Source organism: Clostridium beijerinckii, from assembly GCF_018223745.1.
Lineage (GTDB): Bacteria > Bacillota > Clostridia > Clostridiales > Clostridiaceae > Clostridium > Clostridium beijerinckii.
The window spans coordinates 3,543,785-3,556,273 of record NZ_CP073653.1 but is presented as its reverse complement, the minus strand read 5'-3'; the positions used below and the strand labels follow the sequence as shown (position 1 = coordinate 3,556,273).

Below are 12,489 nucleotides of genomic sequence, written 5' to 3'. Positions count from 1 at the left end.
AACTCGACTCATTACATTCGCTGAGGAAGTTCGACAACCTAAAATGAAATTTAGGACTCTCACTTCACAAGCGTTAATGGAAGAACCATTAGCGGAAACTCGACTCACATACGTTTGCTGAGTAAGTGATAAGTGAATCACGTGTCACCTGTAATTTGTCACTAGTATCAACTTGTTATTTAATCAATCTAAACCATGAACTGCATGTTATAATTCTAATAATATTACAAGAATTTTATTCGTAATTGTGAATTACGAAATGTGTATTGTGCATTATGAATTATGCATTGTAAATTGTGAATTGTAAAATATATAGTTATAAAATAAATTTAAGGAGTAATGAAATATGAATATTGCTAAATATATGGATCATACGATATTAAAACCAGAGGCGGCAGAAGAAGATGTAAAAAGGCTTTGCAGAGAAGCAAAAGAGTATAGCTTTGCATCTGTTTGTGTAAATGGATGTTATGCAAAATTAGTAAGTACTGAACTTGTAGGAAGTGAAGTAAAAACTTGTGTTGTAGTAGGATTTCCACTTGGAGCTATGACAAAGGAAGCCAAAGCATTTGAAACATCTCAAGCTATTGAAAATGGTGCGAGTGAAATAGATATGGTTATAAATGTTGGAGCATTAAAAGATAAAAATTATAGTTTACTTAAAGATGATATAGAAGCAGTTGTAAATGCAGCTAAAGGAAAAGCATTAGTTAAAGTTATTATTGAAACATGTTTATTAACTGATGAAGAAAAAGTTAAGGCTTGTGAAATAGCTAAAGAAGCTAAAGCTGATTTTGTTAAAACATCAACAGGATTTTCTACTGGTGGAGCAACTAAGGAAGATATTGCTTTAATGAGAAAGACTGTTGGACCAGATTTAGGCGTAAAGGCATCAGGTGGAGTTAGAGACTTCAAAGCTGCTATGGATATGATAAATGTAGGAGCAAGTAGAATAGGATCAAGCAACAGTATTGCAATTGTTAATGAGAGTAAATAAATTTTAGGCTATAAGCTAAAGAAAAGATAAAATGATAAATTGTGATAAATAGCTAGATAGAACCATGAGGCAAAAAATAATTCATGGTTCTATTATTTATATTACTCTGAAAATGAAAGAAGATTTAGTAAGGAAAATAATTTGATTTTTTTGCAGAGAATTATGCTATTTTAAACTAATGTAGTGAGATAAAACTATATCAGGATTAATGTGAATTAAAATGAAGAGATTATAATTTTTAGATTTATTTATATAATCTGTAACATTATTGATAAATCTCTGTTACAGAACTGTAACAATAATTTCCTATAATTAAACCGAACAAGAGATATGCATTAAAAAAAGATGTGGAGGAGCAATAACAGAAGATAAGGAAACTGGTGTTATAGAAGCTTTCACTTCTTCAAAATAAAAAACACGCTAACAAAATTTGGAGATAGGATTAATATAAATTCTATAAATGAGTAAAATTTTAATAGGTTAGTTATGCAAATGAATAACTAGCCTATTTAATTTCATTGTAAAAAATAAAACATTACATAACTACACTCTATGATGCACACTTTGTATAAAAAGGAAATGTATAGGTATATGTGGTTAAAAACTAAATATTTATAATCTAAATTAGTAGTATGATAATAAAAAAAATATATATATGTTGTAAAAATAATTCTTCATAATAATTCTAAAAATATTACAAGAATTTTAGCCATAATTGTGAAATGTGAAATGTGCATTGTGAATTGCAATATATATAAATAAAAAAAATATAAAACTGTCATAACTAGAAAAATTTATGTCGAAATGCTATTATATTTTAACAATTTTTGATAAAATATAATTTAGTAAGGGGTTGAAATAAGCTGCAAATTATTATAAACTTTAAAATTTTACTATAAGAGGGAGATGGTATACTGATGATAAAGAATTTATCAATAAAAACAAAATTGTTAATTGGCTTTATGAGTATGGTTATACTAATTGGAATAACTGGTTTCTTCGGAAAGTTTGGTCTATTAAATACTGAGAGTAGTATGGAACAAATATATTCTGATAATTTAAAAAGTATTGATGAAATACATTCGGTTAAAGAGAATTTTTTAATTGAAATTAAAATTGTTAATGATCTAGTTCTAGAACAGGATAATTCCAAGGTGCAAACAGCGCTACAACAACTTGATAAAATCAAAACTAAAAATTCAGCTGTAGTTGAAGCTTTTGGTAATAGTAGTATGTCGACTGATGAGAAGAAAGAGTTTGATGATCTTAATTCTATTTTAGGAGATAAGTTTGCAACTGAAAAAGACAATCTTTTTGAGTTACTCAAAAATGGGAATTATTCAGAAGCAAAAATTAAATTATCTGAAATTAACCAAACCACAGAAATTATATCAAAACATCTTGATAACTTGGTTGAAATAAACCAAAAACAAGCAGATGAAGCTTATAGCAGTGCAAAAGAAAACTATCGTACAACAACTCATATAATGCATGCAATTCTAATAGTAGGGATTATTTTGGCGCTTATTATAGGGACAGGATTATCAATATATATATCGATGATGATTAAAAAGGGTTTATTATTTGCTGAAGCTTTAGGAAACGGAGATTTAACATATTCAATAGAAAGTAAAAACAATGATGAATTAGGATTATTAATTAGGGCATTAAATAATGCAAAAGAAAAAATTAAATCAGTGATTGAAAATATTGTGATTCAGGCTCAAGGTGTAACAGCATCTAGTGAAGAATTATCTGCTACGTTAGAAGAATTATCAAGCAATTTTGAAAGCATAGATAAGAACACATCTGGAATAGTAGAAAATATACAAGGCATAAATTCAATTACAGAAGAGTTGGCTTCAACAATGGAAGAAGTTAATTCTGGAATAACTCAGCTGGCTTCGAATTCAACTGAAAGTAGTCATCAGTCTATCGAAATTAAAGAAAGAGCTACTGAAGTAAAGGAAACTGGAATTAACTCTATGAAAGCTACAGATGAATTGTATGAAGAAAAGCAAAATAATATACTTAATGCAATAGAGCAAGGAAAAGTAGTTAGTGAAATAGGTATAATTGCACAATCAATAGCATCAATAGCAGAACAGACAAATTTATTAGCCTTGAATGCAAATATTGAAGCTGCAAGGGCTGGAGAACAAGGAAAAGGATTTGCAGTGGTTGCAAATGAAGTAAGGATACTTGCTGAGCAATCAGCAGATTATGTTAAGAATATTCAAAATGTAGTTTCAAATGTCCAGGCTGCCTTTAATAATCTATCAGGTAATTCAAAGGAGGTACTACATTTTGTTAATGAGAATGTTAAAAAAGATTATGATTTATTGATTGAGACAGGAAATAAATATGAAAATGATGCTGCATATATTAGTGATTTATCACAAAATATTGCATCAATGTCACAGGAGTTAAATGCATCTACAGAAGAGATTTCTGAAGTTGTACAAACTATTGCTGAAAATATGAAAGATACTAAAAACAGTTCGGAGGAAATTAAAGTAGGTATAGATGAAACTAATAAAGCAATAGAACAGGTTGCTAGAGTAGCTCAAGATCAAGCAGAAACAGCAGAAAAATTAACTGAATTAGTTTTAAATTTCAAAATATAAATAGGTTTAACAATCCAAGTGAATCTTAGACATAACTAAGATCATTTGGATTGTTTTGTTAAATAGAAAATTTTTAATCATCAAAATTATTGATATGCTGCATTTAAAATTTCAATTTTACAAATGGATTAATCCCTCTTATAATAAGATAATCAACACCAAGGAGGGGAAAAATGAATAAAAAACTAAATACTATTTCTATAAGTGGACTGATGATAGGTCCAATTTTAGGTTCAGGTATTGTACTTTTACCACCTATTGCGATTCATATGATTGGAGACAAAGCGATTATTGCTTGGATAATAACTATGCTTATGGGTATTATATTTGCTTACATATTTACAAAAATGAGCATATTAACTTTGAGTAATGAAGGGGTGAATGTGGTAATTGGTGAGAAGCTTGGACAAAATTTTAGGGAATTATCTTCGAATTATTTAACAGCAGCTGTCTGCTTTGGAACTGTAGCTGTTTTATATACGGCTTCTGGATTTATTTGTAACATGTTTCAGGGAGCAAATAATTACAGGACTCTTGTAATTTTTATATTATTATTTCTTAATATAGCTGTGCTATTAATGGGAATAACTGCAATGGGAAAGGTTACTTTAGTACTATCTTCACTTACTGGACTTATTCTTATTATAGGCAGTGTTTTTAATCTTTTAAAGCAAGATAATGTAACTTTTCCAAGTGGTATGCCACCAATTACAACTCTTGGATCTACGCTTCTGCTATTATTTTGGGCAATTATAGGGTGGGAAGTAATTGGAAGTTATGTTGAAGAGGTCATGAATCCAGAGAAAACGCTTATGCGTGCTATGAAAATAAGTTTATCAGCTGTTATTTTTATATATTTATTGACTACTTTTGCTTTGCAGAACAGTTTAGGAAATCAAATTATTACAAAAGAAACAGACATTAATGTGAGTTTGATTCTTATTCCTTTATTCGGTAACTTATCTTATATTGTTATGGGAATTGTAGCGGCTGGATTGTGTTATGCCACATTGATCATGATATTAGGTGCTGTTACAAGACAAATGGCTGCAAGAGCAGAAAATGGCATGCTTCCTGCTTTTTTAAGAAAGAAAGAATCAGAGAGATCGCCTAAAAGAGCTTTATTAGTATTAACTATATTTCATTGCATACTTATTGTCCTTATTCACTACAATTATATTACTGTAGAATGGACAGTAGGAATTGCAAATACATTTTTTATATGTAATGCACTTCTTGGACTTATTGCTAGTCTCAAATGTATAGATGGTATCATCTTAAAAATATCAATAATATTGTTGATTATAATATTAGTTATATTACTAGCATTTTCATCACTATTAGGATGGACACTGTTGGTTGTAGTGAGTCTAATGAGCATGTATAAGAGCATGCCACAATTTCAGCAAAAATTAAAAAAAAGATTTTTAAAAGAAAGCTAAATTAGCTGTTTATTATGCAGCTAACCGAAATAAGGATCATGCTGTTGTTCCAGTTTCTAATGAAACATTTCATATTATGACCCTTGTGGTTACAAAAGCATAATTCTTATTTCTAGTTTGGATATATTTCATAGTATAAATATATCTTGTAATTGTATCTATATGTACATTATTTTGATATTTCAAATTTGATTTATGGTATCAAAAAGTATAAATATAATTATTTTGAAAAAAATAATTATTGAAGTATGGGGATTAGATTCTTCTTATTAGATGAATATATTTACAAAGTTGCTAAGACTTTAAGTTCGTATCTTCACTAGAAATCATAAATATATTTGTAACTACAAGGGTCGTAACAGTGCATCTTTGATTTGGTAAGAATTGTTTACTAAACGAACGAATATGAGTCGAGTTTTCGCTAGCGTTTGTTTCATTTTAGTATACTCCAATTCTTAGTTTGATAAGCTAAAATGGAACAAAACATTTATGATTTTGGTAAGTTACCACATAAATTTAATTTTAGAGCTAGATACCTATATAGATAAACAACTTAAGAATTTGATTTGCACTTTGCAATAAATACCATACTAGAAAGTAGAAACATTTTTATGTAGCAGGCATTGAAAATGAGCTGTTAAAAGTTTTTAATTGTAGGTTGTTCAACTAATGCTTGTCACAATGAAATTGGGAGCAAGCATTAGTGGTGCAACCTTCAATTTAGCACTTTCAGCGAAATTTTCATAGTCCTGTGAAATAACAATGTTTTTACTTTCGGTGGATTATTTCATAAGTCTAAGTTATATATTGTTTATCTATATAAAGAATCATGAACCACAGTAAAAATATTTTTAAGAAAGCAAAAGATACAAATGAAAGGATATTTTATTATGAAGATTTATGGAAGTAATGTGTGTCCATCTACACTAAAGGCTATAGAGGAACTAAAAGAAAAAAATATTAACTTTGATTATAGAGATTTTTGCGAAGATATAAAAGCTTTGAAGGAATTTGTTGCAATTCGTGATGAAAATTCACTATTTGATGATGTTAAAGATGAAAAGAGAATAGGGATACCATGTTTTGTTTTGGATAATGGAGTTATAACACTTGATAAAAATTATGCAATAGAAGAATCTATGAAAAATAGATAGGGGAGTTTACATAGTAGAGGATTTTTAGATTGTATGCTAGTCAAATGGATAAAAAACAGGATTTCATTATTAATAAATAGGCTATGTTTTAAGATAATGTTGAAATATAGCCTTGAAAATTATAGGTGGATTGTCCACCTATAATGCTCAATATTGTATATGTACTACATTACAAATATTTTCTTTGGTGAATAATATAAGAAGAACACAAACCATAACTTGAATAATAGAGTTATATCACAACGGCCTAAATATAACGTCTCACTTTATTCATATATTTTATATACTCTTCTCCGAATTTCTTAATACACCATCTTTCTTCTGAAAGAATAATCCAGTGTGCGGATACTTGAAAACAGATTAATAACGCAAGTAATATCAAGGAATGTGTTAGCAATGCACACCCTAAAAAATAAATAAAATATGCAATGTACATAGGATTGCGGGATACTCGGTATAATCCGTTTAAATTTATTCCATTCATTTTAGGCTTAGCATAATTTACTATAGATACGGCATATAAAATAATTCCTAAACTATATACTCCTAAACCTATGTAAAACCAATCAGAGTCAGTTTTGATTTTGAGTAATAGTGGGTATAGTAAAATAAGTACGGTTGTAATTTGATAAACCCAGAATGCTACTTTTTCTCTTCCGATTAATGGAGCAAAGAAACCCGCACGTTTAAGTGATTCTTTGTCTATTATACTTAAAATCCCATACCTAATAAGTATTAGTGGTATTACTGTCAAAAATGCATTCATTTTACCCCACCTTTTAGTTTTTTGCTCTATATCATTTCTATTTTAGTTAGTTCGCCTTTTCTAACCATTGTTCATTAGATTATAGTCCTGTATAATACTTATTATAACATAACTTACAAAATCTCACACATGAATTAGTTCTCTATTTTTTAAATCTTTTACTTTGGTATATGAATATGCTACATTGCTTTGAACTATAAAGTTTTTATGAATTAATTTTGTGGGATTTTAGTGAGCATAATATAATGATGATTCATACTATATTATTATATTAATTGTAATTAGGGATACATATGAAGAAGTGTAAATGTAAGAAAGATAGAAAATGTAGAGGTAGTAAGAAAACAAATAAACAAAGGAAATCGCAATGCAATCCCAATCCATTTGCAGATGCAGTTATTCCACCATGTGCGGAATATTTAGAAAATGAAAATATATTGGTATTAGATGGAGAGTTGATTTATAGAAATGCTAATAAAATATATACATTTATTACTACAAGTGCTTCAAATAATGGTACTACAGGCAGTTTAGGTGAAGCTCTTGAAACTAATGTTGAGATTAGCATTACAACATTTATAATTGGTCTATTTATTAATCAAGTTCAAATGGGTGTCATTAAGTATGACAAAACTAAACCAATTCACCCAGATGAAAAGATTGATTTACTAATACATGAATGTCTTCAAAATATATGTGAAGAAAATAATGAAGAAAATCAATCTGATGCAGAAATGAATGAAAAATCCAAGGAATCCCAAAAGGATGAAATGGGTGAGAAGTCAGATAAAAGCGAAGGAGATAACGAGTCTCAATCAAAAAATGCAGCAGAATTTAATTATATGTTAACATTCGTTATATCTAATGGCAATGCTATTGCGACTTTTGTAAACTATCAAATAAATATAACAGAACTTAATTATACTATATTATTGGCATTAAATAGGTTAGAAGGCGATCCAGGATTATATTTTCCAAATAATAATTATGCAACACCTATACCGGTAAATCTTTATTTAGCAGGATTAAATATAAAATTTCCAATAGATAAAAATTGTTTCTAATAGAACTGTGTATCGTGAATTATATATTTCTAAATGTTAAAGCATAATCACTGCTGTCAGCATTAGGTATTCAAATATCAGTTTTAATGTCAATTATCTTGAGCATGCCACTAGGTTTATTTAGTTAGTTTTTGCTAATAATCATATAATCGCCGCAAGTAAGTTGAACTACTTCTGCCCTTAAAGCCTTTGAAATATCATCAGTTAACTGCTTTTGCTCCTCTTGAGTTTGGGCAACTAAAATTAAGGGGTTTCCATTTTGTGCCCTATCTTTAGATAGGGTTATATATGCTATTATTTCATAACCAGTATTATAAAAATCTGTACCCATGGTATTCCTGCCTTTCTATTTATTAAGATTAGATTTCATTAAACTAGAACTCTTTTTTATACTCTCTAAAAGAGGGGTTTTCTTTATTGTTTCTATAAAAGAGCCTTCATTATAAATTATTGGAACTAGCATAACAGCGACTCTTCCTGTTTCGTAGTCACATTTAGTATAGTGATATCTTTTTAGTCCTAACATTCTGCACGCTTCAAATATTATGGCCTGCCTTTGACCGTGGTGATCAATTATTCTGTTGAAGTGCCTTTCATTTGGATAAATTATAGCTGCCATGCCACCATCTTTAACTAAATTCCTTGCCCTATCTGTACCTAAATGATTTGTAACAAATATATCATCCACATAGAGTTCGGAATTTTTTACAGTTATTTTGGCTAGCTTTACTTGAGCAATATCCCCGATAGATTTACCTTTTGAAAAATTTTTGAGTATATAAAAAATTATTCCTCCAGCTAAAATACCGCTTAATATATTTATTAGAATGATGTTATGAGGCACAAGGTGCATGGTTAAGCTAGTTAAAAAAGAAACTAACAATGATAAATAATTTCTCGCTTCAAAAGTTTTGGCAATGCCATCAATGTAAGCTTCTCCTCTAAAAACATGTTCCACATTATCAAGATCTTGAAGACTTTCTTTCTCTATTTTTCGTACTTCTCTAAACTGCTCAGTAGCAAGAACTAGGAATGTTATTGCTTCAAAGTTCCTTTCGAGAATGGCTGGAATTGCAATAGCGCCTATTCCAGAAGATATGAATCCAGCTACTAAATGAATTAAATATCCATTTGGATAGCTGGGATACTGCCTGTAATCAACTACTAGGGTAATATATCTAGCAACAGTACCACATAGTATTGGTATTAAGATTAAAAATATATAATACTGAGAAAGGATTTCTTTTTCCATATGAGCCTCCGAATATTTAGTAGTTAGAATATAAATAACCAATTTTATATATTAATTTTCTGCATTATATATAAAAAATATACAATTATCTTGAAATTTGAGACCTATATAGATAAACAGTATATAACTTGAACTTATGCATACAACTCGCCGAAATAGGAATTATGCTGTTGCTCCAGTTTCTAAGGAAATTATGATGGGTGATTCTAAGGCTATAAAGTTGCGCCCAAAGTGCTAGTCTCAAAGAACAAGCGCTCACAGAGAAAGTTCGAAGAACGAAATATAAAATTTCGATTCTCACTTTTTGAACTAGCACATTTGGAACAACTTATAGCCAAAGAATCACATCCATCAAAATTACCAATGAAACATTCCACAAAAGTATATCACTCATTTCTGGTTGGAAGATATTTTATAAACTATACTTAGGCTTATTCAATCATCCACCAAAAGAAGAGATATTTTTATTTCACAGGACTATGAAAATTTCACTGAAAGAACTAAATTGCAGGTTTTACCGCTAATGCTTGCTCCAAATTTCATTGTGACAAGAATTGGGAATAACCTACAATTAAGGGCTTTTAACAGCTCATTTTCAATGCCTGTTTCATAAAAATGTTTCTGCTTTCTAGTATGGTATTTATTGCAAAGTTTAAATGAAATTCTTAAATTGTTTATCTATATAAGTTTCAAATTTATTTGGTAACTTACCGAAGAAATCATAAATACTTTGTTCCAAAAAGCTATGAAAATATCCCTGAAAATTCTAATTGGTATGGAAATATTTCTATATTAGGATAAAAAATATGATCGTAAACATCTATTAAAAAATTAATATTTACAAGGTGAACTAATAGGAGATTATGGACTTAAATGAAATATAATTCTTAAACAAGGAAAAGTATGTAATACAAGCTATAGGTGCTACTTTTACTAGTATTTTTATAGGTTATAAATTATCATACTGGTTAATATATTACTGCCAAGCAAAATTTATATTAATTAAGGGAGGTAGATGTATATGTCATCAAATAATAGTGGAAGAAATAGAACATTAGTACCAGAAGCAAAACAAGGATTAAACAGATTAAAAACTGAGGTTGCTTCAGAAGTTGGATTAAGCAATTATGAAAGCATGGATAAAGGAAACCTTTCTTCAAGACAAAATGGATATGTTGGCGGATATATGGTAAAACATATGATCGAAGATTACGAACAAGGTCTTAAGTAATAAGCATAAGACTAAGAGCATGAAAATAGTTGTTTAAGATATAAAGCGAAATTTTATATCTTAAACAACAAGACCTAAAAGATTGAATTAACAAATCTTTTAGGTCTATTTTTTTAATATAATATACTTGCCTTTATTTAAATTAATACAGAATTTAAATTGAATATACATTAGAGCAAGTCTTGCAAAATTTTTTGCAACACTTTTTCATAGCCCATTTATCCTTTGTTAATCAAAATCATTTGTTATACTAACAATATATTAGGCAGTATTAAAAGTTGTTACATAATATTTAGGTAAAGCTTAAGAAAATTCATTGTAATTTAAAATTTTAATTGATAATTCTAATTTAAATAAATTATTACTGTCTTCCAAAGAAATATCAAGTAAACTTTGAATCTTATTAAAACGATAAAATAATGTGCTTCTATGTATATTTAATTTATTTGATGTATGATTGGCATTTCTATTACATTCTAAGTAAGTTTTTAGGGTTATAAATAATTCAGTTTTATTCTTCTCATCGTATTTAATAAGCTTTTTTATTAGAGGGTTAACTAAGGTTGTTATATCAATTCTAGGTAAATCATTATTTTCTTTTGAACTTGCAGATATATGAATAAGATAATATTCAATGTAATCTTCAAAATAACTTATATTACTATGGATTTTCATATATGATGATAGCTTTAAAGCGCATATTGATTGCTTAAAGTAATCTTTTATATCCAATAAATTATTAAAATTAATACTAGCTCCACATCTTAAATTATTTAGTTTTAAAAATTCTAATAGATTCTCTTTTATGTATTCACTGATAATTTGTTCATTATCACTGCTAATAAGAAAAATAATTGTATCCTTATAATAAGTTGAGATACAATTTCCAAGTATACCTTTAAGTCTTTGAATTAATTCTCTTAATCCAAAGTTATGTCTATAATCCTCATATTTCTGTTTGAAGGGGATTGAAAGGATTAGATTGCATTTACTTAAAGTAAAGCTACTATATTTTAAGCGTTCACTGGCATATTCCAAATTATCTATGTCATTTACCAATAAATCCATCAAATAATATTCCTCATCTAAACCTGAATTACTTATAAATAGATTTTCTTTTTGTATTTGAATAGAAAGTAAATTGGATAATATATTTGTAAGTTCTAAATCTTCATCTTCAAAATCACGATTACGTTGAAGAACACTTATATATCCTATTGAAATTCCATTAACTTTAATAGAGCAAAATATTAAATTTTCATCGGAATAATGAAAAAATGAATTATTTGTTTTATAAATAGTATCCATGCATTTATTTTCTTTCATTAAACTAATAATACCTGATAATAAATAATCTTCACCATTATGGGTTTCAATACTTGAATTTTCACACTTAGCTAGATTAGAACGAGTGATGAGTCGATAGCTTGTATCTAAAATAAAAATAGGATTTCCTAAAAAGTTCTCAGCTATGCTAAGAATATCATCAATATTATTTTGAACAAATAAACTATCATAAAGTTCATATCTTTTCTTATATAAATCGTATTCCTTTTTCATTAAATTCTCCTTATTTCGTTTAAATTGAAAAAATGTCTAAACATTATAAACTTAAGGGCATTATTTTAAGACTTATTTTTGATGAATGACATTTTCTATAATGCTAAAATTATGGTAAATCGTTTGTTTTTGCAATTTCTAAATTTATGTAGTAACTTACCGAAATCATAAATATTTTGTTCCGAAAAGCTATGAAAATATCGCTGAAGCTTCTAAGCAGCAGGTTGTATCCACTTTAGCATGCTCCAACTTTCAGTTTGACAAGCTAAAATGGAACAAAAGTATGTTATTCATTTCGGCGAGTCATATGCATAAGTTCAGGTCTTAATTAGGTATCTATATTAGATTATAATTAGAAAATGCAAAAGTATAAACTAATTTTAACAAAATATTGAG

The 12,489-nt window shown here is 28.3% G+C and carries 10 protein-coding genes; 6 read left to right on the top strand and 4 right to left on the bottom strand.

The genetic code is table 11. From position 1 onward, the window contains the following. Positions 1-346: 346 nt before the first annotated feature. From deoC to KEC93_RS15900, 4 genes are all read left to right on the top strand, one after another. Positions 347-997, top strand: coding sequence for a deoxyribose-phosphate aldolase (gene deoC, locus KEC93_RS15915; RefSeq protein ID WP_077868520.1), 651 nt, complete (start codon positions 347-349; stop codon positions 995-997). 917 nt (positions 998-1,914) lie between these two features. After that, positions 1,915-3,624 carry a methyl-accepting chemotaxis protein gene (locus KEC93_RS15910; RefSeq protein ID WP_077867795.1) on the top strand — a complete coding sequence of 570 codons (1,710 nt, stop codon included), beginning with the start codon at positions 1,915-1,917 and terminating at the stop codon, positions 3,622-3,624. A gap of 173 nt (positions 3,625-3,797) precedes the next feature. Next, positions 3,798-5,066: an APC family permease gene (locus tag KEC93_RS15905; protein ID WP_077867794.1), complete on the top strand. Its 1,269-nt coding sequence runs from the start codon at positions 3,798-3,800 to the stop codon at positions 5,064-5,066. An 872-nt stretch (positions 5,067-5,938) separates the two neighbouring features. Further along, positions 5,939-6,220: a glutaredoxin gene (locus KEC93_RS15900; protein WP_242986346.1), complete on the top strand. Its 282-nt coding sequence runs from the start codon at positions 5,939-5,941 to the stop codon at positions 6,218-6,220. A 247-nt stretch (positions 6,221-6,467) separates the two neighbouring features. On the opposite strand, the gene KEC93_RS15895 is transcribed toward KEC93_RS15900, so the two are convergent. Continuing rightward, positions 6,468-6,986, bottom strand: coding sequence for a methyltransferase family protein (locus KEC93_RS15895; protein ID WP_017213123.1), 519 nt, complete (start codon positions 6,984-6,986; stop codon positions 6,468-6,470). A 293-nt stretch (positions 6,987-7,279) separates the two neighbouring features. On the opposite strand from KEC93_RS15895, the gene KEC93_RS15890 reads away from it, so the two are divergent. Beyond that, the gene (locus tag KEC93_RS15890) at positions 7,280-8,050 is read left to right on the top strand and encodes a hypothetical protein (RefSeq protein ID WP_039773386.1); all 771 of its coding nucleotides are present in this window, start codon (positions 7,280-7,282) and stop codon (positions 8,048-8,050) included. 124 nt (positions 8,051-8,174) lie between these two features. Here the strand turns inward: KEC93_RS15890 and KEC93_RS15885 are convergent, their stop codons facing one another. After that, positions 8,175-8,381 (bottom strand): capping complex subunit for YIEGIA, encoded by a 207-nt coding sequence (locus tag KEC93_RS15885; RefSeq protein ID WP_012059301.1) that lies wholly within the window; start codon positions 8,379-8,381, stop codon positions 8,175-8,177. A 15-nt stretch (positions 8,382-8,396) separates the two neighbouring features. Continuing rightward, positions 8,397-9,302, bottom strand: coding sequence for a YIEGIA family protein (locus KEC93_RS15880; protein ID WP_039773385.1), 906 nt, complete (start codon positions 9,300-9,302; stop codon positions 8,397-8,399). Between the two features lie 1,021 nt (positions 9,303-10,323). Between KEC93_RS15880 and KEC93_RS15875 the strand changes: the two genes are divergently transcribed. Further along, the gene (locus KEC93_RS15875) at positions 10,324-10,533 is read left to right on the top strand and encodes an alpha/beta-type small acid-soluble spore protein (protein WP_023974968.1); all 210 of its coding nucleotides are present in this window, start codon (positions 10,324-10,326) and stop codon (positions 10,531-10,533) included. 303 nt (positions 10,534-10,836) lie between these two features. Here the strand turns inward: KEC93_RS15875 and KEC93_RS15870 are convergent, their stop codons facing one another. Beyond that, the gene (locus KEC93_RS15870; RefSeq protein ID WP_077867793.1) at positions 10,837-12,093 is read right to left on the bottom strand and encodes a PucR family transcriptional regulator; all 1,257 of its coding nucleotides are present in this window, start codon (positions 12,091-12,093) and stop codon (positions 10,837-10,839) included. Positions 12,094-12,489: the final 396 nt, after the last annotated feature.

What these genes read in the sequence shown, in the direction of transcription:
- KEC93_RS15885 (WP_012059301.1), bottom strand. Translation starts at nt 8,381, where the DNA reads ATGGGTACAGATTTTTATAATACTGGTTATGAAATAATAGCATATATA.
- KEC93_RS15895 (WP_017213123.1), bottom strand. Translation starts at nt 6,986, where the DNA reads ATGAATGCATTTTTGACAGTAATACCACTAATACTTATTAGGTATGGG.
- KEC93_RS15880 (WP_039773385.1), bottom strand. Translation starts at nt 9,302, where the DNA reads ATGGAAAAAGAAATCCTTTCTCAGTATTATATATTTTTAATCTTAATA.
- KEC93_RS15910 (WP_077867795.1), top strand. Translation starts at nt 1,915, where the DNA reads ATGATAAAGAATTTATCAATAAAAACAAAATTGTTAATTGGCTTTATG.
- KEC93_RS15905 (WP_077867794.1), top strand. Translation starts at nt 3,798, where the DNA reads ATGAATAAAAAACTAAATACTATTTCTATAAGTGGACTGATGATAGGT.
- KEC93_RS15900 (WP_242986346.1), top strand. Translation starts at nt 5,939, where the DNA reads ATGAAAGGATATTTTATTATGAAGATTTATGGAAGTAATGTGTGTCCA.
- KEC93_RS15870 (WP_077867793.1), bottom strand. Translation starts at nt 12,093, where the DNA reads ATGAAAAAGGAATACGATTTATATAAGAAAAGATATGAACTTTATGAT.
- KEC93_RS15890 (WP_039773386.1), top strand. Translation starts at nt 7,280, where the DNA reads ATGAAGAAGTGTAAATGTAAGAAAGATAGAAAATGTAGAGGTAGTAAG.
- deoC (WP_077868520.1), top strand. Translation starts at nt 347, where the DNA reads ATGAATATTGCTAAATATATGGATCATACGATATTAAAACCAGAGGCG.
- KEC93_RS15875 (WP_023974968.1), top strand. Translation starts at nt 10,324, where the DNA reads ATGTCATCAAATAATAGTGGAAGAAATAGAACATTAGTACCAGAAGCA.